The organism is Tenacibaculum aiptasiae (assembly GCF_965221665.1).
In the GTDB taxonomy this organism is placed as follows: Bacteria; Bacteroidota; Bacteroidia; order Flavobacteriales; family Flavobacteriaceae; genus Polaribacter; species Polaribacter aiptasiae.
Genome location: NZ_CBDCSN010000003.1, coordinates 439,290 through 460,562 on the forward strand (window position 1 = coordinate 439,290; position 21,273 = coordinate 460,562).

At 30.3% G+C, this 21,273-nt stretch carries 20 protein-coding genes; 8 read left to right on the plus strand and 12 right to left on the minus strand.

The genetic code is table 11. The annotated features are described in order from the left end of the window. Nucleotides 1-10: 10 nt before the first annotated feature. The 4 genes from ACOQN8_RS13790 to ACOQN8_RS13805 all read left to right on the plus strand — a co-directional run bounded on the left by ACOQN8_RS13790 (nucleotide 11) and on the right by ACOQN8_RS13805 (nucleotide 3,694). On the plus strand, nucleotides 11-706 hold the full coding sequence (locus ACOQN8_RS13790) for a toxin-antitoxin system YwqK family antitoxin (RefSeq protein WP_272148917.1): 696 nt from the start codon (nucleotides 11-13) through the stop codon (nucleotides 704-706). A 10-nt stretch (nucleotides 707-716) separates the two neighbouring features. Beyond that, a complete protein-coding gene (locus ACOQN8_RS13795) occupies nucleotides 717-1,415 on the plus strand; it encodes a hypothetical protein (RefSeq protein WP_420553118.1) in 699 nt (232 codons plus the stop codon). Between the two features lie 17 nt (nucleotides 1,416-1,432). Continuing rightward, nucleotides 1,433-2,671, plus strand: coding sequence for a tRNA 2-thiouridine(34) synthase MnmA (gene mnmA, locus ACOQN8_RS13800; protein WP_420553779.1), 1,239 nt, complete (start codon nucleotides 1,433-1,435; stop codon nucleotides 2,669-2,671). An 81-nt stretch (nucleotides 2,672-2,752) separates the two neighbouring features. Then, nucleotides 2,753-3,694, plus strand: a complete 942-nt coding sequence (locus tag ACOQN8_RS13805) for an NAD(P)H-dependent flavin oxidoreductase (RefSeq protein ID WP_420553119.1) — start codon at nucleotides 2,753-2,755, stop codon at nucleotides 3,692-3,694. A gap of 71 nt (nucleotides 3,695-3,765) precedes the next feature. Here the strand turns inward: ACOQN8_RS13805 and ribB are convergent, their stop codons facing one another. From ribB to tpx, 6 genes are all read right to left on the minus strand, one after another. Next, nucleotides 3,766-4,908 carry a 3,4-dihydroxy-2-butanone-4-phosphate synthase gene (gene ribB, locus ACOQN8_RS13810; RefSeq protein ID WP_150898947.1) on the minus strand — a complete coding sequence of 381 codons (1,143 nt, stop codon included), beginning with the start codon at nucleotides 4,906-4,908 and terminating at the stop codon, nucleotides 3,766-3,768. A gap of 2 nt (nucleotides 4,909-4,910) precedes the next feature. Then, on the minus strand, nucleotides 4,911-6,356 hold the full coding sequence (locus ACOQN8_RS13815) for an LptF/LptG family permease (protein WP_420553120.1): 1,446 nt from the start codon (nucleotides 6,354-6,356) through the stop codon (nucleotides 4,911-4,913). Nucleotides 6,357-6,446: 90 nt separating this feature from the next. After that, nucleotides 6,447-7,103, minus strand: a complete 657-nt coding sequence (gene lolA1, locus ACOQN8_RS13820) for an outer membrane lipoprotein periplasmic chaperone LolA1 (protein WP_272148922.1) — start codon at nucleotides 7,101-7,103, stop codon at nucleotides 6,447-6,449. A 39-nt stretch (nucleotides 7,104-7,142) separates the two neighbouring features. Then, on the minus strand, nucleotides 7,143-9,593 hold the full coding sequence (locus ACOQN8_RS13825) for a DNA translocase FtsK (RefSeq protein WP_420553121.1): 2,451 nt from the start codon (nucleotides 9,591-9,593) through the stop codon (nucleotides 7,143-7,145). Nucleotides 9,594-9,620: 27 nt separating this feature from the next. Then, nucleotides 9,621-10,001: a diacylglycerol kinase family protein gene (locus ACOQN8_RS13830; RefSeq protein WP_150898943.1), complete on the minus strand. Its 381-nt coding sequence runs from the start codon at nucleotides 9,999-10,001 to the stop codon at nucleotides 9,621-9,623. Nucleotides 10,002-10,005: 4 nt separating this feature from the next. Beyond that, nucleotides 10,006-10,503, minus strand: a complete 498-nt coding sequence (tpx, locus tag ACOQN8_RS13835; RefSeq protein ID WP_272148924.1) for a thiol peroxidase — start codon at nucleotides 10,501-10,503, stop codon at nucleotides 10,006-10,008. Nucleotides 10,504-10,614: 111 nt separating this feature from the next. On the opposite strand from tpx, the gene ACOQN8_RS13840 reads away from it, so the two are divergent. Next, nucleotides 10,615-12,003, plus strand: coding sequence for an MATE family efflux transporter (locus tag ACOQN8_RS13840; RefSeq protein ID WP_272148925.1), 1,389 nt, complete (start codon nucleotides 10,615-10,617; stop codon nucleotides 12,001-12,003). Beyond that, nucleotides 11,990-12,214, plus strand: a complete 225-nt coding sequence (locus ACOQN8_RS13845) for a hypothetical protein (RefSeq protein ID WP_150898941.1) — start codon at nucleotides 11,990-11,992, stop codon at nucleotides 12,212-12,214. The genes ACOQN8_RS13840 and ACOQN8_RS13845 overlap by 14 nt, the downstream gene beginning before the upstream one ends. A gap of 55 nt (nucleotides 12,215-12,269) precedes the next feature. Here the strand turns inward: ACOQN8_RS13845 and ACOQN8_RS13850 are convergent, their stop codons facing one another. Continuing rightward, nucleotides 12,270-12,905 (minus strand): TetR/AcrR family transcriptional regulator, encoded by a 636-nt coding sequence (locus ACOQN8_RS13850; RefSeq protein ID WP_420553122.1) that lies wholly within the window; start codon nucleotides 12,903-12,905, stop codon nucleotides 12,270-12,272. A 90-nt stretch (nucleotides 12,906-12,995) separates the two neighbouring features. On the opposite strand from ACOQN8_RS13850, the gene ACOQN8_RS13855 reads away from it, so the two are divergent. Continuing rightward, a complete protein-coding gene (locus ACOQN8_RS13855; protein ID WP_420553123.1) occupies nucleotides 12,996-14,780 on the plus strand; it encodes an acyl-CoA dehydrogenase family protein in 1,785 nt (594 codons plus the stop codon). 71 nt (nucleotides 14,781-14,851) lie between these two features. On the opposite strand, the gene ACOQN8_RS13860 is transcribed toward ACOQN8_RS13855, so the two are convergent. The 3 genes from ACOQN8_RS13860 to ACOQN8_RS13870 all read right to left on the minus strand — a co-directional run bounded on the left by ACOQN8_RS13860 (nucleotide 14,852) and on the right by ACOQN8_RS13870 (nucleotide 18,569). Further along, on the minus strand, nucleotides 14,852-15,328 hold the full coding sequence (locus tag ACOQN8_RS13860) for a hypothetical protein (protein ID WP_217701355.1): 477 nt from the start codon (nucleotides 15,326-15,328) through the stop codon (nucleotides 14,852-14,854). Between the two features lie 13 nt (nucleotides 15,329-15,341). Further along, nucleotides 15,342-16,271, minus strand: a complete 930-nt coding sequence (locus tag ACOQN8_RS13865; protein ID WP_420553124.1) for an OmpA family protein — start codon at nucleotides 16,269-16,271, stop codon at nucleotides 15,342-15,344. A gap of 90 nt (nucleotides 16,272-16,361) precedes the next feature. Continuing rightward, nucleotides 16,362-18,569 carry an endonuclease MutS2 gene (locus tag ACOQN8_RS13870; RefSeq protein ID WP_420553125.1) on the minus strand — a complete coding sequence of 736 codons (2,208 nt, stop codon included), beginning with the start codon at nucleotides 18,567-18,569 and terminating at the stop codon, nucleotides 16,362-16,364. A 37-nt stretch (nucleotides 18,570-18,606) separates the two neighbouring features. Here ACOQN8_RS13870 and ACOQN8_RS13875 point away from each other — a divergent pair, with 37 nt between their 5' ends. Next, entirely contained in the window at nucleotides 18,607-19,272 is a 666-nt protein-coding gene (locus ACOQN8_RS13875; protein WP_420553126.1) for a uracil-DNA glycosylase, read from the plus strand. Here ACOQN8_RS13875 and ACOQN8_RS13880 read toward each other — a convergent pair. Beyond that, nucleotides 19,259-20,275: a glycosyltransferase family protein gene (locus tag ACOQN8_RS13880; RefSeq protein WP_150898935.1), complete on the minus strand. Its 1,017-nt coding sequence runs from the start codon at nucleotides 20,273-20,275 to the stop codon at nucleotides 19,259-19,261. The two genes, ACOQN8_RS13875 and ACOQN8_RS13880, sit on opposite strands and share 14 nt — an antisense overlap. A gap of 9 nt (nucleotides 20,276-20,284) precedes the next feature. Further along, entirely contained in the window at nucleotides 20,285-21,157 is an 873-nt protein-coding gene (locus ACOQN8_RS13885; protein WP_420553127.1) for a UDP-2,3-diacylglucosamine diphosphatase, read from the minus strand. Nucleotides 21,158-21,273: the final 116 nt, after the last annotated feature.

The following is a 21,273-nucleotide window of genomic DNA, read 5'->3' on the forward strand; positions in this document are numbered from 1 at the left end:
AGAATTATCAATGCTAAATATAAAAAGGATATTTTCAATTGCACTTTTATTATCAGCTTTTTTTATTGTTTCAACTGAGGCACAAAAAATAAATCAATTTGATGCAAATGGAAAACGAACTGGTGTATGGAAGAAATTTTATGACAATGGTAAGGTTCGTTATTCTGGACAGTTTAAAAATGGTAAAGAAGTAGGAGTTTTTAAGTTTTATTCTAATACTTCCTCAACACAACCAGTAATTGTAAAAACGTATAAAAAGGATACAGCTACGGTTAAATTTTATAATGATTTAGGAAAATTGAAGAGTGAAGGTAAAATGTTAGGAAAAAAACGTATTGGAAAATGGATATACTATTTTGCTAATGGAAAGCTGTTTTCTGAAGAAGAATATAAAGATGGAAAGTTAGATGGAATTCTTAAAAACTATTATCCTAATGGAAAGGTAACCCAAGAAACTTTTTATAAAGAGGGAAAGAAAAATGGTGTTTCTAAAACTTTTACAGAGTCTGGTATTTTAATTGAAGATGTTTTTTATAAAGACGGGAAGTTAGAAGGAGAAGGTAAATACTACGATTTAAAAGGAGGAATAAAAGAGAAAGGAATGTATAAAGAAGGAAAAAGAATAGGGAAGTGGGAGTTTTATATGGATGGAGAAGTAGTAAACAAAAAGAAGCGAATGAAATTGTCAGAGCTTAAGAATAAATAAAAAGAAGAATATGTTTAGGAGTTTTATTTTACTATTAATTCTGAGTTTTTTAGTTTCCTGTGATGAAAAAAAAGAAACTGATGAATTTACTGGACTTTGGTTAGTAAAAAAAGTGAAAGTAGGTAAAGAAAAAATGACTCCTAATGCTCGATGGATGAACTTTAAAGAAGATTCTACTCAAATATCTGGTAATGGATGGTTACAGCATTCTTATGGAACTTGGAGTTTAAAAGATAACAGACTTAAAATTTCGAATAAAAATGGAGTGACCGATGTAGCTGAGCCTTTTAAAGTTGAATTGAAAGAGAATAAAATGTTATGGGAAAGGAAAGAAGAAGGTCAGGATGTTACAGTATATTTAGAAAGAATCAATAAAATTCCTACTTCAGAAGGAAATAAATTACTTGGACTATGGGAGCTAAAATCTAAGAAGATAGATAGTATTGATTCAAAAAAAGTAGTAAATCCGAAATCGACGCTGTATTTAAGATGGGATAACACTTATGTTATAGAGAATTCTTTAAAGAATAAAAAATATGGTGTCTATAAAATTCATGGACATAAACCAGAACTACAAATGGTAAATTATGGAGAAATCCCAAAATTCAAATTCTATAAATTTACAGTAGAAAAAGATAAACTTACATTAAGGTCGACAGATAATAAGGAGGAATTAAGTTATGTAAGAGTACATCAATTTCTTCAATAGCTTCATCAATTCTTTCCATAGTAAATAATGGAAAGGATTTCGTAAATTTGCACCTTCAAAAAGAAAGAATGAAAAGAGTAATAGTAGGACTTTCAGGAGGTGTAGATAGTAGTGTAACAGCATACTTACTAAAAGAGCAAGGTTATGAAGTTATAGGCTTGTTTATGAAAAACTGGCATGACGATTCGGTAACTATTTCCGATGAATGTCCTTGGTTAGAAGATAGCAACGATGCAATGATTGTTGCAGAAAAATTAGGAATACCTTTCCAAACTGTAGACTTAAGTGAACAATATAAAGAACGTATAGTAGATTATATGTTCAATGAGTATGAGAAAGGTCGTACTCCAAATCCAGATGTTTTATGTAATCGAGAAATTAAGTTTGATGTATTTATGGATATAGCATTAGGCTTAGGAGCAGATTACGTAGCTACTGGTCACTATTGTAGAAAATCAGAAGAAATAATTGACGGAAAGCCAGTATATAAATTATTAGCAGGAAAAGATACTAATAAAGATCAGTCCTACTTTTTGTGTCAGTTGTCTCAAAAACAATTATCAAAAGCATTATTTCCAATAGGTGAGTTAACAAAGCCAGAAGTTAGAGAAATAGCGAAAGAGGCTGATTTAATTACAGCAGATAAAAAGGATTCTCAAGGATTATGTTTTATAGGTAAGGTAAGATTACCAGATTTTTTGCAACAAAAATTACAACCTAAAGAGGGGCAAATCATAAGAATACCAAATAGTTTCGAGCAATATAATAGAGTAGCTCCAAAATTTGAAAATAAAGAAGTAGAATTAGAATATTTATCAACTAAATTTTCATACAAAAAAGAAGATGGAGATGTGGTAGGTAAGCACCAAGGAGCTCATTATTTTACCAAAGGTCAACGTAAAGGATTAGCTGTTGGAGGAACAAAAGAACCATTATTTGTTATTGAAACTGATGTAAATGAGAATATAATTTATACTGGAGAAGGTAAAAATCATCCAGGTTTATATAGAAACGTTTTATTTGTTTCTAATGAGGAACTACATTGGGTGCGTACCGATTTAGCATTAAATCCAGGTGAAGAAATGGAAGTTGAAGCAAGGATACGTTATCGTCAGAAATTAGAAAAAGCAATATTATATAGTGTAGAAAAAGGTTTATATGTTGCTTTTGAAAATCCACAATCAGCTATTCAAGAAGGACAATTTGTTGCTTGGTATAAAGATGAAGAACTTTTAGGTTCTGGTGTCATTTCTTAAAAAGTAATTTATTATAAAATTAAGCCTCGAATTATTCGAGGTTTTTTTGTGCTTACTATTTAATGATTGTACATTTACCTTATGCAAAATAAGATTACTAAATTATTTAATATACAATACCCAATTATTCAAGGAGGAATGATTTGGGTCTCAGGATGGAAGTTAGCATCTGCTGTATCTAATGCAGGTGGTTTAGGTTTAATTGGAGCTGGATCGATGTATCCGGAAGTGCTAAGAGAGCATATACAGAAGTGTAAAAAAGCAACAGATAAACCTTTTGGAGTTAATGTACCAATGTTATATCCAGATATCGAAAAGATTATGAATATTATTGTTGAAGAAGGAGTGAAGATTGTTTTTACTTCAGCAGGAAATCCAAAAACATGGACAAACTTTTTAAAAGAAAAAGGGATTACTGTAGTGCATGTAGTAAGTTCAGTAAAATTTGCGTTAAAAGCAGAAGCAGCTGGTGTTGATGCAGTGGTTTGTGAAGGTTTTGAAGCAGGTGGGCATAATGGTAGAGAAGAGACAACTACATTTACGTTAATACCAATGGTAAAAGAAGAGGTTAAAATTCCTGTTATATCAGCAGGAGGAATAGGAACAGGGAGAGGTATGTTGGCAGCAATGGTTTTAGGTGCTGATGGAGTCCAAATAGGAAGTCGCTTTGCAGCAACAAAAGAATCTTCTGCTCATGATAATTTTAAACAAACTATTCTTGGAGTTAAAGATGGTGATACTCATTTAACCTTAAAAGAACTGGCACCAGTGCGTTTGGTTAAAAATAAGTTTTATAATGAAGTTCAAGAATTGTATCAACAAAACCCTTCAATAGAGGAAATAAAAGAGTTATTAGGTAGAGCTAGAGCTAAAAAAGGAATGTTTGAAGGAGATTTGGAAGAAGGAGAGTTAGAAATTGGACAAGTAGCTGGATTAATCCATGAAATAAAACCTGCAAAAGAAGTTTTAGAAAGTATAATAGCTGAGTTTAATGAAGTTAAAACTTCAATGAGCTCATTGTAATTCGAAAAGTTTTACTTGTAAATAAAAAAGAGGAAGTTTAAACTTCCTCTTTTTTATTTGGTTATAATCTTTTAATAATTTACATAATCTACAATTTCTAATCCGTAACCAATCATACCAACTCTCTTAGTCTGTTCGGTATTAGAAATTAAGCGTAATTTATGAATATGTAAGTCGTGTAATATTTGAGCACCAATACCAAAATCTCTATTATCCATGGTTACTTTAGGAGCTTTCATTATTCCTTTAGCTTGGTTTTCTTTTAGTCCACGTAAACGGTTTAATAAATTTAAAGCCTGACTCTGCTGATTTATAAAAACAATAGCGCCTTTACCTTCATCATTCACAACTTTAAACATTTGATCCAATTTCTTGTCAGCATTATTAGTTAAAGTTCCAAGAATATCATTATTAACAAGAGTTGAGTTTATTCTTGTTAAAATTGGTTCATCCTTGCTCCAGGTTCCTTTAGTTAATGCAATATGGATTTGTTTATTTGTAGTTTGTTGATAAGCACGTAAACGAAAATCTCCAAAACGTGTTTGGATATTAAAGTCTTCTTTCTTTTCAATTAAAGAATCGTGTTCCATTCTATAAGCTACCAAATCTTCAATAGAAACTATTTTTAAATCAAAGTTCTTAGCAACTTCCAATAATTGAGGTAAGCGAGCCATAGTACCATCCTCGTTCATAATTTCAACAATAACTCCAGCAGGTTCTAAACCTGCTAACCTAGCGAAATCTATAGCAGCTTCTGTATGACCAGTTCTTCTTAAAACACCTCCGTTTTTTGCCTTTAAAGGAAATATATGTCCAGGTCTGGCAAGGTCAAAAGGTTTAGTTTCTGGATCTACTAGTGCTTGTATGGTTTTAGCTCTGTCAGAAGCAGAAATACCGGTGGTAACACCTTTACCGCGTAAATCTACAGAAACAGTAAAAGCAGTTTCCATAGGATCGGTATTGTTATTTACCATCATTCCTAATTCTAACTCTTTACATCTATCTTCAGTAAGAGGAGTACAAATTAAACCTCTTCCGTGAGTTGCCATAAAGTTGATCATTTCTGGAGTAACTTTATTAGCAGCGGCAAGAAAATCACCTTCATTTTCACGATCTTCATCATCAACGACAATAATAACTTTACCGTTTTTTATGTCTTCAATAGCTTCTTCAATCGTGTTTAATTTAACTTTAGCTGTTGTGTGTGTTGTCATTTTTATGTTGTTTTCTCTTTTTTAGAGAATAGGTTGTTAAAAAAACTTTGCAGTTTTGTAAAAAGTCCTTTAATATCAAAAAGACCTTTGTCTTTAGTTGCTCTAATAGTTAATGTTAATGCCAAAGGTAGCATTAAAAATACACTTAGCCAAGATCCTGCAATGGCAGTAAGAGAGCTTTCTTCAGCTAAATTTCTACCAAAAGTATTACTGAAAAAATAGGTTACATAAACCCCAATAGCTAAAATCATTGGTAGCCCCATACCACCTTTTCGTATAATAGAGCCAAGTGGAGCTCCAATAAAGAAAAGTAATAAACAAGAAAAAGAAAAGGCTACTCTATTATAAAACTCAATATCATATAAATTTAGATACTTTCTTTTGTTTTTTAAAGTTTGCTTATTTGAAACATTATTACTTATAGCACGCTGAAGTTTTGAACTAGCATTGTTTAGTATTCCTTGTTTATCTGTTGGCTCGAAATTGTCTAAAATATTTAGTGATAATTCTTTATTAATTAAAGAATCTGGATAAGCATGTAAATCACTCACATCAATACTTAAAAATAAATTTCTTGCTCTATTAGAAATAAAATCGTCATAATTTTTTTTCATAGTTGGCAATGTATCTTTCAATTGATTTAGACTTAGCATGTTGTATTGCCTTGTGTATCTTTCAGTTTCAACACTATCACCGGCTAAAGATGAAATGTCAATATTGATTATATATTCATCAAAATAGGCATGAGACGCAGGCATTTTATCTTTATTTGAAGGAGTATTACTTTTTATATGACCTTCAAAATAATAACCATCTTCTAAGATTAATGTCATGTACCTACTTCCTTCTTCTGTAATAATTTTACCTTTCTTAGCAGTTATAATCTTATTATTACCTTTTTTAGCAGACAAATCATAAATCATTACCTTTTTTAAAAGGTTTTCCTCTTCACCATATTTTTCATCAAACTTAATTTGAAAATTAGGCAACTCACTATTAAAACTACCAGCTACTAGAGCTATTGCAGGTTGTTTCTTTTTGATATTGATTTTCATATTTAATTGTTTTAACATAGCATATGGATATACATTGTTTAAAAACAAGAAGTTAATACCGCTTAATATGAAAGTTAAAAAAATTAAAGGACGTACCATCCTAGGAAGTGAAACTCCGGCAGATTTACTTGCAGCAAACTCGTAGTTTTCAGATAAACTACCTAAAGTCATGATTGATGAAAGTAGAACCCCAATAGGTAATGCTTGAGGAGCCATTAAAAGAGTAGTATACCAAAGAAATTTTAAAATAATAGGTACACTAATCCCTTTTCCAGCAAAATTATCAAAAGCAAGCCACATTGCTTGCATTACTAATACAAATAAGATGATTAGGAAAGTTGCTAAAAAAGGTCTTAAAAAACTTTTTAAAATATATCTGTCTAGTATTTTCACAGATGCAAAGTTAGTAGGTTAGGTGAATAAAAAAACAAAAGTTTTGTTAATGATTTTAAAAGTATTATTAACAAAACTTGTTTTTAAGTATTAATCGATAAAGTATCCTTGTTTTAAATACTTTTCTTTGTCAAAAGAGAATAAATTTTTAGAAATAGGTTGGTTGCTTTTAAACTTAGTTATAGTAAACGTAGTTTCAGCTCCATTAGAACCTATTTGAACTAATTTATAAATATGCTTTGTTTTGGCATCTATTCCTAGTTGTACTTTAACAATGTCAGAGTTACTATCAATAGGAGTTAAATCTACAAATTGGATTTTTCTACCATTATTATTCTTTAATTTCCCCATAGAGAAATTGTAACCTTCTTTATAAAAAGTTAACAATTTAGAAGGATAAATAAATCCATCTTCCTCGTCTAAGTCTCCATTACTAACACTAATTTCTTTTTCTTCTTGATTGATAACAACTAATTTTTTTCCATCAAAAAGAAAGTGATTTCCTAAATAGTCTAAGTTGTATTTTTCGCCAGAAAGTGTGATTTTTCCTCTAATTGGTGGGTCGTTTGTGATACCAGCCTCTCTGTTTACTAAGGAAGAATTAAAACCAATAATCATGTTTTTATAAGCTCCCATTTTTGTAGATACTTCATCTAAAAGCTTTTTAGCTTCTGAAGAGGTATTTTGTCCAACTATGGTATTTAAACTAATAAATAATCCAATAAATAATAATCCAACTTTTTTCATTTTATTGTTTTGCTTCCGTTTTTCGGAATTTTTTAATTGTTATTTTTTTTCGTTTTCTAATAATTGTTCAAGAGCAACAAAATCAGGAACTAATACCTGTCTGGCTTTACTACCTTCAAAAGGGCCAACAATTCCTGCTGCTTCTAATTGATCAATTAATCTACCTGCTCTGTTGTAACCTAATTTTAATTTACGTTGTAATAAAGAAGCTGATCCTTGTTGTGCCGTTACAATTACTTCGGCAGCTTCCCTAAAGAGCTTATCACGGTCTGCAATGTCTATATCAACATTTGTGCCACCTTCTTCGCCAACGTATTCTGGTAATAGATGAGCCTCTGGATAAGCACGTTGTGAACCAATAAAATCGGTTATTTTTTCTACTTCAGGAGTGTCAACAAAAGCACATTGAATACGAGTAATATCGTTTCCTCCAGAATATAACATATCTCCACGACCAATTAATTGATCAGCACCTGGTGCATCTAAAATAGTTCTCGAATCTATTTTTGAAGTTACTCTAAATGCTATTCTGGCAGGGAAGTTAGCTTTAATAATACCAGTAATTACATTTACAGATGGACGTTGTGTTGCTACTATTAAGTGAATTCCAATAGCACGTGCTAGTTGTGCTAAACGAGCAATAGGAGTTTCTACTTCTTTACCAGCTGTCATAATTAAATCAGCAAATTCATCAATAACTAAAACGATATATGGTAAAAATTTATGTCCATTCTCAGGGTTTAATTTACGAGCTCTAAACTTAGCATTGTATTCCTTAATGTTACGAACCATTGCTGTTTTTAAGAGATCGTAACGAGCATCCATTTCTATACAAAGTGAATTTAAAGTATTTACTACTTTAGTTGTGTCTGTAATAATAGCATCATCAGTATCTGGTAATTTAGCTAAATAATGACGCTCAATTTTATTAAATAAAGTAAGTTCTACTTTTTTAGGGTCAACTAATACGAACTTTACTTCAGCAGGATGTTTTCTATATAAAAGCGACGTTAATACTGCATTTAATCCAACAGACTTTCCTTGCCCTGTTGCCCCAGCCATTAATAAGTGTGGCATTTTAGCTAAATCGACTACAAGTGTTTCATTGGCAATAGTTTTACCTAATGCAACTGGAAGCTCCATTTGACTTTCTTGGAATTTCTTTGAAGAAATAACAGAGTGCATTGAAACAATAGTAGATTTTTTATTTGGTACTTCAATACCAATCGTCCCCTTACCAGGAATTGGAGCAATAATACGAATTCCTAATGCCGAAAGTGATAAAGCAATATCGTCTTCTAGGTTTTTAATTTTTGAAATTCGAATACCTGCTTCGGGTACAATTTCATATAATGTAATAGTCGGACCTACAGTAGCTTTAATTTGAGCAATACCAATTTTGTAGTTTTTAAGTGTTTCTACAATTCGGTTTTTATTAGCTTCAAGCTCTTCAGGGTCTATTGAAATAGTTTCGTTATACTCTTTTAATAAGTTGAATGTTGGAAATTTATAATTACCTAATTCTAAAGTAGGGTCAAATTCACCAAAATCCTTCACTAATTGATTCGATAGGTTTTCAGTAACACTTTTTTCTTCTGAAACTTTTTCGATAGCTACTTCAACTTCTTTCTTTGTTTCTTCAGAAACCGTTAAAGTTGGTTCATTATTTATATTAGGATCTAAAACAACTTCCTCTTTATTTACAGTAGGAGGGGGAGTTGAAGTTTGTGTTTCTGAATGTTTAGAAATTGTAGGCTGTAAATCTTCAACTGAAATTTCGAAACTAGATTTTTTACTTTCTACTTCAATTTCTTCTGTTTCTTTAATCTCTTCTGAAACTTTTTCTTTTGCAGCTATTTCAGCAGCAGCTTTTTTAGCATCCTGTTTTTCCTTGTTTGACTTTATTTGCTCGTTTATTTTCTCAGGTGTAATGCTAAATCGTGTAATTAGATAAGTGATTAAGAAGAATAATAATAATATTATGACACCAGTTTTACCTAAAAATGTTTGTAAATATTCATTAAGCTCAAACCCAATAACACCTGATAATAATGCATTCTTTTTTTCTACAAACCCTAAGGCTGTAGAAATCCAAAGCATTATTAATAATCCCCAGTTCCAAGAAGGTAATATTCTTTTTAGGTTTGCTTGAAGTAAAACTCTAGAACCAGTTAAAAATAAAGTAAGAGGGATAAGAAAAGACCCCAATCCAAAACCTTTATAAATAAAAAAGTTACTCAATTTAGCTCCTATTTTACCTAGTAAATTTTTAGTTGGAATTTTTTTATCTGCAAATTGTGTTAAAGTGCTTTGATCTTCTTGCCAAGAAAAGAAAAAAGAGATGAAAGCAACTGTTAAAAATATTGAAAACAGTATTAAAAATGCACCAGTAATAGTTTGATTTTGTCTATTAGAAAAGAAAGACGAAACCTTTTTAAATAAATTGGTTTTAGGTTGTTTTTTTTGAACAGTTGTCTTTTTTTTTGCCATGTATTTTTGTTAGAAATAAATTGAACGCTACAATATAGCTATTATTTTAGGAAGATAGATAATACCAGCAATTACTAGTGATATTAAAGCAGCAAAAGCTGGTGCTCCAGCTGCGATGTCTTTTATAAAACCAATTTTTTTATGATAATCTGGATGGATGAAATCTGCAACTTTTTCAACTGCAGTATTTAAAGCTTCAGCAACTAAAACCATTCCGATAGCTAAACATTGAAACATCCATTCAGAAGCAGAAATATCAAAGTAAAAACCAACAATAGTAGCTATAATAGCAATACTAAATTGTGCTTTGATACTATCTTCTGTGGTAATTAATAGCCACATTCCTTTTAAGGCAAACTTCATACTACGGAGCCTGCCTTTAAAATATCCGTCATTCGGGTTTTTCATAAATCTATAGAGCTTTTAAAGCAGCTTCATAATTTGGCTCATCAACAATTTCTGAAACTTGTTCAGTATATGTAACGTTACCTTCTTCGTTTATAATAACAATACAACGAGAGTGTAATCCAGAAAGAGGTCCGTCTTTAATTTCTAAGCCATAATCTTTACCAAAACTACCTGTAGAAAAATCAGATAACATTACAACGTTTTCTATTCCTTCAGCTCCACAAAAACGCCCTTGTGCAAAAGGTAAATCTCTAGAAATACATAAAACTTTAGTGTTTTCTAAGCTAGATGCTTTTTTATTGAACTCTCTAACAGAAGTAGCACATGTTCCAGTATCAACACTTGGAAAAATATTTAAAATTAATCGGCTTCCCGAAAAATCACTTAAACTTTTGATTGATAAATCTGTTGCTGCTAATGAAAAATCCATTGCTTTATTTCCAGTTTTTGGTAAGTTTCCTACTGTTTCTACTGGGTTTCCTTGTAATGTTATTGAAGCCATTTTTTTCAGTTTTTAAGAAAATCAAAGGTAATTAAATTTATTAAAAAATTAAGAAGATAAAGGTAGTAGACTATTAAAAAGTTATCTTCGCCTCTCGAAATAATATAAGTTTTGAATTTACAACAATATACATCTGAATTTAAGTACAATTGGAAATTAGCTGCGCCAGTAATGCTAGGAATGTTGGGACATACTTTTGTAAGTTTTGTTGATAATATTATGGTGGGGCAGTTGGGAACAGCTGAGTTAGCAGCTGTTTCTTTAGGAAACAGTTTTATGTTTATAGCAATGTCTTTAGGAATTGGTTTTTCTACTGCAATCACTCCTTTAATTGCTGAAGCAGATTCTTCTAATAATTTTACACAAGCAAAGTCTACTTTTAAACATGGATTATTTTTGTGTACTACTATTGGAATATTAATGTTTTTAATGGTTTTCTTTTCGAAACCTCTAATGTATTTAATGAAACAACCAGTAGAAGTTGTTGAATTAGCAATTCCATACTTAGATTTAGTAGCATTTTCATTAATTCCGATGATTGCTTTTCAGGCATTTAAGCAATTTAGTGATGGGATGTCTATGACCAGATATCCAATGTATGCAACTATTGTTGCCAATGTATTAAATGTGATATTTAATTACTTATTAATTTTTGGGAAGTTTGGATTTCCCGAGCTAGGTATAATCGGTGCTGCATACGGAACTTTATTATCACGATTTGTAATGGTGTTCTATTTATGGTGGTTATTAACAAAAAAAGAGCGTTCTAAGCGATTGGTAACTAACATTAAATTATTTGTGTTAGATAAATTAATGATTAAAAAGATTATCAATCTTGGAGCACCTAGCGCTATGCAAATGTTTTTTGAAGTAGCCATATTTACTGCAGCTATTTGGTTAAGTGGTTTGTTAGGAAAGAACCCTCAAGCAGCTAATCAGATTGCCTTAAATTTATCTTCTATGACTTTTATGGTGGCTATGGGATTAAGTGTAGCTTCAATGATTAGAGTAGGAAATCAAAAAGGATTACAGGATTATAAAGCGCTGAGAAGAATTGCTTTCTCAATATTTTTATTAGGGATTATTTTAGCAGTTGGTTTTGCAACAATCTTTTTTGTATTTCATAAAAGTTTACCGAATTTATATGTAGATTTAAATGATGCTACCAATTATGCAGATAATATGGAAGTAATGAAAATAGCTGCGAATTTATTAATAGCTGCAGCTATTTTTCAAATATCAGATAGTATTCAAGTAATGGTTTTAGGAGCTTTACGCGGTTTACAAGATGTAAAAATACCAACAGTAATTACCTTTATTTCGTATTGGGTAGTTGGGTTTCCTGTAAGCTACTTTTTTGGTTCAGAAGAAAAATATGGAAGTTTTGGTATTTGGTTAGGTTTACTTGCTGGACTTACCACGGCTTCAATTCTATTATTCATACGATTTAATAAACTAACTTTAAAATTGATTAAAACAAAACATAATGAACTTACCTAAATTTTTATTAGCAGATAATAGCAATCATCCTGATGATATTTTTGTGTTGCATACTGAATTTCCTCGTTTTTTGATTAATTTAAAAGATGATGAAATAGAGTGGTTTGAAGATTTAACAGGAGAAAGAGAAGATGACATTACAACAGAACTAGCTAGTTTAATGGATAAGGCTGGAGAGTTTTATGATGAAGAAATGAAAAAATACGAATAAACTTAAATAAGAATTAAGTTTAATAAAAAGATGCCCATTGAATATTTTCAATGGGTTATTTGTTTACAATTGTTCCATAAACATAAGAAAATGAATCTCTTCCTTTTTTGGTAAGTGAAGAGTCTATCATAGCAAATAATAATTGAATATAATACTTAGAGCTTTTGCTTGTAGATGAAGGTTTATCATAAAATACAGCCAAATCAACAGTCCATGAATTAAATATAATTAATAAACCGTGTATTTTCTTTTTTAAAAGTTTTTCATCGTTTGAAGGAGTCATATAGCCATTTTCCATTAAAAACTTAGAAATTCGATAAATTACATTATGATATACTTTGGCTCTCTCTATAGTTTTTTCCTTAATTCTCGGATATTTAGTAGTAATATCATAACTATTTAGAAGAAAGAAACGGTATTTTAAAGTCAAATCCATTAACTGTTTTAAGCTTTTCAGCATAAAATCAAATTCAAAAATTTCACCTTCAAGATTTTGAATAGACTCATCCATTTCATCAAGTAAGTTTTGATGTAGCCGCATTACAATATCGTCTTTTTTAGGAAAGTGATAGCATAAATTACCATAGCTCATACCAATCTCTTCACTAATTTTTTTACTTGATATATTTGAGTAACCTTCTTTATTAAAAAGAGTTAGAGCGGTTTCTAGGATGCGTTGCTTTGTATTCATTTTTCAAATTTAGGCATTTAAGCCTATTTTTTGAAATATATTTATATATTTGTCTAGGCATTTTTGCCTAATTACTGAAAAATATTATAAATGAACACAGCAGTCGACACTAAAAAAGGAGGAGCTTTTTTATTTCAGAATGAAAATTTAGATACTTTTTATATTCCTGAAATAAAAAGTCAAGAATCGGAAATGATTCAAGAATCAGCAAAACAATTTTTAAAAACAGAAATAGAAACTCGTAAAGAAGAGTTAGAAACTGTTTCAGGGATTGAAGAAACTCCGGAGTTACTTAAAAAATGTGGTGAGTTAGGTTTTTTAGGATTGGAAGTGTCGGAAGAGTATGGAGGAATTAATGTTTCATTAAAAGAAGTATTACATTTTGTAGAAGCTTTTAGTAAAGGACATTCTTTTGCAGGGGCTATTGGTGTTCAAACAAGTATAGGTATAGCTCCAGTTTTATTGTATGGTTCTGAGTTTTTAAAAGAAAAATATGTAGCCAAAATGATGCAAGGGGAGTTAATTTCTGCTTTTGCTTTAACCGAACCAAATGCAGGAAGTGATGCCAACTCAGGAAAAACCTTGGCTACGATTAATGAAAATGGAGATTATGTAATTAGTGGTCAAAAAGCATGGATTTCTAATGCTGGTATTGCTGATATTTTTATAGTGTTTGCTAAGATTGAAGATGATAAAAATCTTTCAGCTTTTGTTGTTGATAAAGACTTTGGAGGTATCAGTTTAGGTCCAGAAGAAAAGAAGATGGGGTTATCTGGATGGAGTACAAGACAAGTGTTTTTGGAAAAAACAGTAGTTCCAGCGACTCATCTTTTAGGAGAGAGAAATAAAGGTTTAAAAATAGCTTTAAATACACTGAATACAGGAAGAATTAAATTGGGAGCTTCATGTATTGGTATTGGTAAGAAAGCATTATTACATTCTGTAGAGTATGCTTTACAAAGAGAACAATTTAAAAAGCCAATAATAGATTTTGGAGCTATTAGAGAGAAAATATCTAAAATAACAACGAATATTTTCGTAAACGAAGCAATTGTATATCGAGTAGCTAATGATATTGATATGCTTACTGATGAATTAGCTGGAAACGGAATGGCTTTTTCTAATGCCAAAATAGAAGCTTTAAAAGAATATAGTATTGAATGTGCTATAGCTAAAGTTTATGGATCAGAAGTACAAGATACTATTGTAGATGAAAGTGTTCAGATTTATGGAGGAATGGGGTTTTCTGCTGAGTCTCCAGTTGAACATTTATATAGAAGCGCTCGTATAAGTAGGATTTTTGAAGGAACAAATGAGATAAATCGTTTAGTAATTATAAAAGAGTTTTTGAAAAAAGGAATGAAAGGGGAGTTAGACTTCTTTTCTCCTTATACTCAGATAACTTCTGGTTTATCAAGCCCTATTGAATCATTTTCTGCTGATGTAATTGAACAATACGAACAAGTAGTCCAGAACTTAAAAGATTTAACAGTGATTACATCAGGAGTATGTATGCAAACATTCATGACAGAGTTAGCTGAAGAGCAAGAAATATCAATGCATATAGCCGACTTACTTATTAATGTATATGCTTTAGAGAGTGTGTTGCTAAGAATAAAGAAGTTACAAAAGATAGGTAAATTAGATACTTCAATTCATTATGCTATCTTAAAAATAGTAGGTTTTGATTCGTTTAATTCAGTAGAAAACTCAATTAAAAATCTTGTAGCAAGTTTTGATAATGAAAAAGATGCTGAAATTATTAATTCTGCCTTCAAAAAGTATGGTCACCTACCACATTACAATATAAAAAATGAACGAAGAACCGTTTGTTCATTTGTACAAGACACAAAAGGGGTTTATAGTTTGAATTAAACTATAAAAGAATTTTGTTGTTAGTTATAGTTGAAAATCTCGAGACCTTTTGGTTTCGAGATTTTATTTTTTTATGATTTATTTAAAAGATTTTTGGCTTGACCTTTCCAATCGTCTCTAACAATTCTGCCAGGAAAAAACTGAATCAAATCGGTAACAGTTTCTATATCTTCCAAAGTTAAATTAGTGATTTGTTTGTAGGTATAAATTCCAATGCTGTTAAGTTTGGTTTCAATAAAGGTACCTACACCTTTAATTTGTGTTAAATCGTCTTTTTCGTCTTCTGAAGCTTCTCCAATAGCTTTTAAGTTAAGCTGTTTAGGTTGTTTTATTTCTATACCACCACGTTCAACTGTTTTCTTTGCTCTTATAGTAGATTGCATTTCGTCTCTTAACTCAGAAATAGTTTGAGTACTTTCTGTTAGTTCTGATTCATATTTGTTTTTATAGTAAAACCAAGAAAATATATAGCCTATTAAAAAGGCACCAAGCATCCAGAAGAATAGTTCTAAAAGATGCATTGTTTGATTAGTGATAAATAAAGTCATTTTTAACGGGGAGTTAGTTGATTAAAATTTCAATTCTTCTGTTTTTAGCTCTGCCTTCTCTAGTGCTATTATCAGCAATAGGAGCTGTTTCTCCTTTAGAAGTAGAATTGATTATTGTTTTGTCGATACCTTGTTTAATAAAGTAATCAGAAACGTTTTTGGCACGTTCTAAGCCAATCCAATTATTAGCTTCTTCTTCACCAAAATTGTCGGTGTGTCCAATAATTGTGATTTTTTTATTTGGGTGTTTAAGTAAGTAGTTTTTTACCTCTTTTGTGTAAGAATATAAGGTTCTGTCTGGCTTAAAAGAATTATTACCAAAGTAGGAGTATAATGTTTTGTTGGTTATCTCTTTTTCTATGTTAGCTATTTTGTTGCTAGGCATAGTGTTAAAAGCAATAGTAATTCCTTCAGCATAGAAACCTTCTGGGTCATATTCATATTCGTCAACGATACTTTCAATATTAATTCTTTTTGGATTAACTCCATACTGAACAAGTTTCTTCTTTAAATATAAAGCTCTCTCGTTTCCAAAATTAGAATTATTGTTAAGTAATTCGTTTTTTAAATAAGTTGCTTTAATTGTAATTTCTTTTTGAGGGTTGTTGTTTAAGAAATTAAAGATTGAATCTTTGAAATAGTAAAATTTTTTAGGAAAAAGAACTCGAGTATTATGAGAGCTAGTGATAAATTTATCGTTGAAAGGAAGTGTTGTAATTACCTTTTTTAGAGGTTCTTTCTGCTTTTCTTTGTGAATTTGAATTGTATCTTTCTCTTTATTCTGGGAAGTTGTGGTTTTATTAGTAACAAGAGGTTTTTTCTCTATTTTTACGTTATTCGCAACATTTTCTTCTACATTATCATTTAAAGTATGATTATGTATTAATAAGGCTGTTGTAGCCCAACACAGAAATAAGAGAAAAGCTTTTAAAAAGTTTCTCATAGTTTTAAGGGGATAGTTAATTAACCCTATAAATGTATAAAAAACTTTTTAACAAATGAAATAAGAGGTATTTCTATGTAAAAGAGAAAGTTATTTCTTAGCTTTTTCTACTAATTCTAATTGTTCAATTTTAGCTTTTGTAGTAAACAAACCGTAATTGATAAAAACGTTTTTCTTTTCAATTTTATCAATTGTTCCCACAGAGTTTCCATCTGTTAAACGTACCCTGTCATTCACTTTAAAAATATAAGCTGCTTTTTCTTTAGCAACTTTTTCAGCTATTTTTTTCTTTTCTTCTCTAACTTTTACAACCTTTTGTAAAACTTCTTTCTCTACTTTAGTAATAATCTCTTTTTGCTTTTTAACAAGCTCTAAATCCTTTTTCTTTTCTTGTTTTGTTTTCTTTTTAGGTGGGTTTTTCTTTATGTGCTTTGTTTTTTCAGCCATTACCCATTTAAAAAAGTTAGCAGAAAGTTCTTTTTTGTTATTGGTTTGGAAATACTTATTTAAAAGTTCATTAATCTTTCTTCCAAGAGAAAGCATTCGTTGGTTGTTATCATATAATTCTTGAAAACCAGAAAGTTTATCTTGTAACTTTTGTTCTTTTTCTTGTAGGCTTTCAATATGTTCTTTCCCTTTTGTTTTTTGTTTTACTAAGCTATCTGAAGTTTTTTGTAAACGATTACGTTCTTTTTGAAGTTTAGAAATGGTTTTGTCTAAACGAACTTTCTCAGTTTCAACGCGCTTTTTTGCTCGATTAATTAAACTAAAAGGAATTCCATTTTTTTGAGCAACCTCAAAAGTAAAAGAGCTACCAGCTTGTCCTATAAACAGTTTATACAATGGCTCTAAAGTACGTTCGTCAAATTGCATGTTAGCATTAGTAACATTGTCTAATTCGTTGGCTAATACCTTTAAATTAGCATAGTGAGTGGTAATAATACCAAAAGCTTTATTTTCATAAAATTCTTCTAAGAAAATTTCAGCCAAAGCACCACCTAACTCAGGATCAGATCCAGTACCAAACTCATCAATTAAAAATAAAGTGTTGTCGTTACATTTTTTTAAGAAATAACGCATGTTTTTTAATCGATAACTATAAGTACTTAATTGGTTTTCTATAGATTGATTATCACCGATATCAGTTAATATAGTATTGAAAAGAGTTGTTTCACTTCGCTCGTGTACAGGGATTAATAATCCACTTTGTAACATAAGTTGAAGAAGTCCAATTGTTTTTAATGTGATACTTTTTCCACCTGCATTTGGACCAGAAATAACAATTATTTGTTGTTTTTCGTCTAGTCTAATGGTTTGTGAAATAGTTTTAATATTTTGTTCATTATTTTTCTTCCATAAAACGGGATGAAAAGCATCTTTTAAAAATACTTTTTTCTCTTTCGTAATTTTTGGAAGTAAACCATTAATGCTATGTGCATATTTAGCTTTAGAAGCTACAACATCTAAATGAGTTAGAAAGTCTACATACTCGTTTAGTAAAGAAGTGTAAGGACGAATTTCGTCTGCTAAAGCTCTTAATATTTTTACAATTTCTTGTTTCTCTTCGTATACTAAATTTTGTAACTCTCTACTATAAGCTAAAGTGGCTTGTGGAGCAATATAAACGATGCTTCCTGATTTAGATGAACCTAACAAACTTCCTTTAACTTTTCTACGATGCATAGCAGTAACCGCTAAAACACGTTGGTTGTCAATAATTGTTTCTTTAATATCATCTAAATAACCACTGGTTAAGTTTCTACTTAGCGCTCTAGAAAAACTTTCTGAAATCTTTCCACGAACACTATTAATATCTTTTCTTATTTGTTTTAAAACGGGTGAAGCGTTATCAGCAACTTCACCATAAGAAGTAATTATTTTTTTGATACTATCGGAAACAAAAGTGGTAAACTCAATATTTTCACTTAAAGTAAAAAGAGTAGGGTAGTAGGTTTCAAATTTTTTTAGAAACTTTTTTTGTTCGTTTACAGTATCAGAAACTGTTGCTACTTTTAAAAAAGCTTCTGTTTCTAAAAAACTGTTTTCTATAGCTAAACGTTTGGTTTCTTCAGTAATATCTTCAAAATAATGATTTGGAATCCTATTTTCATTTTCAAAAGAAGAAAGATATTCATTTACAAGGTTTAGTTCGAAAAATAATTTTCTTTTATTGGAAATAGGCTGTATTTGTAAGGTTTTTTCCTTACCTAAATTTGAAATACTGTATTCCGCAACTTGTTCTAAAACTGTTGTAAATTCTAAATCTTGAAGTGTCTTTTCTGAAATATTTTTAGCCAAAATAGTATATTTGAAACCAAAGCAAAAATAGGAAAGAATGCAAGTAAAAATAGCAGATAGTTGGAAAAATATTTTACAGTCTGAATTTGAAAAAGATTATTTCAAAAACTTAACATCGTTTGTTAAGAACGAATACAGTACAAGAGTATGTTATCCTAAAGGGTCAGAAGTTTTTGCAGCATTTGATGCTTGTTCATTGGATGATTTGAAAGTTGTTATCTTAGGACAAGATCCTTATCATGGAAAAGGACAGGCAAATGGTTTGTGTTTTTCAGTACATGATCAAATTCAGCATCCACCATCATTAATTAATATATTTAAAGAAATTGAAACTGACTTAGGTATACCTTATCCTAAATCGGGTGATTTATCTCGTTGGGCAAAGCAAGGTGTTTTATTGTTGAATGCTACTTTAACAGTAAGAGAATCAGAAGCAGGAAGTCATCAAAAACAAGGGTGGGAAGAGTTTACAGATGCAGTAATTAGAAAAGTTTCTGACGAGAAAAAAGATGTGGTTTTTTTACTTTGGGGAGGCTTTGCTAAAAAGAAGGTGAAGTTAATTGATACTAAAAAACATCATGTGTTAACATCAGGACATCCTTCCCCTTTAAGTGCAAATAGAGGTTATTGGTTTGGAAATAAACATTTTTCTAAAACGAATGCTATTTTAAAAGATGTAAATCTAGCTACTATACAATGGTAATTTGCGGTAAAATTGTTTGATTATAATATGGTAAAATTAAGGCTTCAAGAATATCTTCTGTAACGTCTGGATAATTTACTTCTACAATTTTTTTAGAATTTACCCATTTTGATATTTTGGGTAATTGTTTTTTATTGAATTTTTTCAATACAGGTACTCCAATTTGTTTTAATGCTAAGGCATTGCATTGTTGCTCGTATTGGTTTTTCATTGGGATAACAAGTAGTTTTTTTCTTAAAAATAAAGCCTCTGCTGGAGTTTCAAATCCCGCGCCACAGATAACTCCTTTAGAAGAGCTAATACTTTTTATAAAGTCGTTTCCGTTAATGGGTTTTATAATAATGTTATTTTTAAAAATGTGTTTTTTAGTGTGTTTAGAAAACACTTCCCATTTAACATCTTCTATTTGAGATAATACTTTTATAATTTTTTTATCCCCATATGCTGGAAGATAAACTGTATAATGGCCTTTTTTAGTTACGTTGCTATATCTTATTTTTTTTCGAATTATAGGAGGGAAGGTAGCTGACGAGTATGTGCTAAAATGAAAACCAAATTTTACTTTAGCTGGGGCATAGTATTTTAAAATTAATCGTTCAAATCTATATGTTCCGTATTTAGGTGCGTTTTTGTCTAATACTGCATTTTGATGACTTAAGGATATGATTGGAATGTTTTTAAATATTGCGGACCAAGCTGTAACAGGTTCAAAATCATTGATTACTAAATCATAGTTCTCTAAAGGGACAGATTTAACTTCTGAATATAGATTTTTAAGCTTAGCTTTTTTTAAAGTATTCCAGAAATCAATACCACCTTTTTTTCCAAATATAAAGCTCAATCCGTAGTATTTATATTTTACTTCAAAAGGAAGTTGAAGTTCACATTGGTAGCCACTAATTAGGATATCTACATCTGCTTTTTGTTGTAAATATGGAATTATTTCTATTGCTCTACTAGCATGTCCGTTACCTGTTCCTTGAAAAGCGTATAAAATTTTCATAATTACCTCTTAGTGTTTTTCAATATTGAATTCTTTTAAAAGTTCTTCAAATAGCATACTGTTACTACTTTCGGAAGCAATAAATTCAGCATCGTTTACTTGTAGATTCATATGTTGGTTTTGTACAAGCTCATCTTTTTCATATTCATATAATGACCAGGATTTATTATGATATTCTAAAGCAGATAAATTTTCTATCCAGTCGCCAGAGTTTAAATATGTTGTGTAGCCATTTTCGTTTTCAATGTGTTTAATTTCTGGGTGGTGAATATGTCCACAAACAACATAATCATATCCTTTAGAAATGGCTATGTCTGAAGCTGTTTCTTCAAAATTATTAATGAATTTTACAGCGCTTTTAACACTGTTTTTTATTTTTTTTGAAAAAGACAATCTACCGTATCCTAATTGTTTGCTAAACCAATTAACAGCAGTATTTATAATGATTAAGGTATCGTAACCAATGCTACCTAATTTTGCTAACCATTTTGAGTGCTGCATTGTTACATCAAAAACATCTCCATGGAAAAACCACCCTTTTTTGCCGTCAAGATCTAAAACTACTTTATTAACTATTTCAAAGCTTCCAATTCTAAAACCTTTAAACTTTCGAAGCATTTCATCATGGTTTCCTGTAATGTAATACACTTTAGTGCCTGAAGTTATAAAGGACATTATTTGTTTTATAATCTTCATGTGTGGTTTAGGAAAATAACGCTTTTTAAATTGCCAGATGTCTATGATATCTCCATTTAAGATTAAAATCTTTGGATTGATCGTTTTTAAATAATTATGAAGTTCCGAAGCTCTGCAACCATAAGTGCCTAAATGAACATCGGAAATAACAACAACATCTAGTTTACGTTTTTTATTTTTTTTCATTCTAAAATGTACTATTGCGTTTAAACAAATGTACTTTTCAAATGTTTTTGAATGTTAAACTAATTGTAAACTATTGGTAATTAGAAAATCATTAATCTGTAATGGGAAAGTTATGT

Bases quoted from the DNA above. Each gene is read 5' to 3' on its own strand.
- ACOQN8_RS13790 (WP_272148917.1), top strand. From the start codon at position 11: ATGCTAAATATAAAAAGGATATTTTCAATTGCACTTTTATTATCAGCT.
- ACOQN8_RS13795 (WP_420553118.1), top strand. From the start codon at position 717: ATGTTTAGGAGTTTTATTTTACTATTAATTCTGAGTTTTTTAGTTTCC.
- ACOQN8_RS13805 (WP_420553119.1), top strand. From the start codon at position 2,753: ATGCAAAATAAGATTACTAAATTATTTAATATACAATACCCAATTATT.
- ribB (WP_150898947.1), bottom strand. From the start codon at position 4,908: ATGACAACACACACAACAGCTAAAGTTAAATTAAACACGATTGAAGAA.
- lolA1 (WP_272148922.1), bottom strand. From the start codon at position 7,103: ATGAAAAAAGTTGGATTATTATTTATTGGATTATTTATTAGTTTAAAT.
- ACOQN8_RS13825 (WP_420553121.1), bottom strand. From the start codon at position 9,593: ATGGCAAAAAAAAAGACAACTGTTCAAAAAAAACAACCTAAAACCAAT.
- ACOQN8_RS13830 (WP_150898943.1), bottom strand. From the start codon at position 10,001: ATGAAAAACCCGAATGACGGATATTTTAAAGGCAGGCTCCGTAGTATG.
- tpx (WP_272148924.1), bottom strand. From the start codon at position 10,503: ATGGCTTCAATAACATTACAAGGAAACCCAGTAGAAACAGTAGGAAAC.
- ACOQN8_RS13845 (WP_150898941.1), top strand. From the start codon at position 11,990: ATGAACTTACCTAAATTTTTATTAGCAGATAATAGCAATCATCCTGAT.
- ACOQN8_RS13850 (WP_420553122.1), bottom strand. From the start codon at position 12,905: ATGAATACAAAGCAACGCATCCTAGAAACCGCTCTAACTCTTTTTAAT.
- ACOQN8_RS13855 (WP_420553123.1), top strand. From the start codon at position 12,996: ATGAACACAGCAGTCGACACTAAAAAAGGAGGAGCTTTTTTATTTCAG.
- ACOQN8_RS13860 (WP_217701355.1), bottom strand. From the start codon at position 15,328: ATGACTTTATTTATCACTAATCAAACAATGCATCTTTTAGAACTATTC.
- ACOQN8_RS13865 (WP_420553124.1), bottom strand. From the start codon at position 16,271: ATGAGAAACTTTTTAAAAGCTTTTCTCTTATTTCTGTGTTGGGCTACA.
- ACOQN8_RS13875 (WP_420553126.1), top strand. From the start codon at position 18,607: ATGCAAGTAAAAATAGCAGATAGTTGGAAAAATATTTTACAGTCTGAA.
- ACOQN8_RS13880 (WP_150898935.1), bottom strand. From the start codon at position 20,275: ATGAAAATTTTATACGCTTTTCAAGGAACAGGTAACGGACATGCTAGT.
- ACOQN8_RS13885 (WP_420553127.1), bottom strand. From the start codon at position 21,157: ATGAAAAAAAATAAAAAACGTAAACTAGATGTTGTTGTTATTTCCGAT.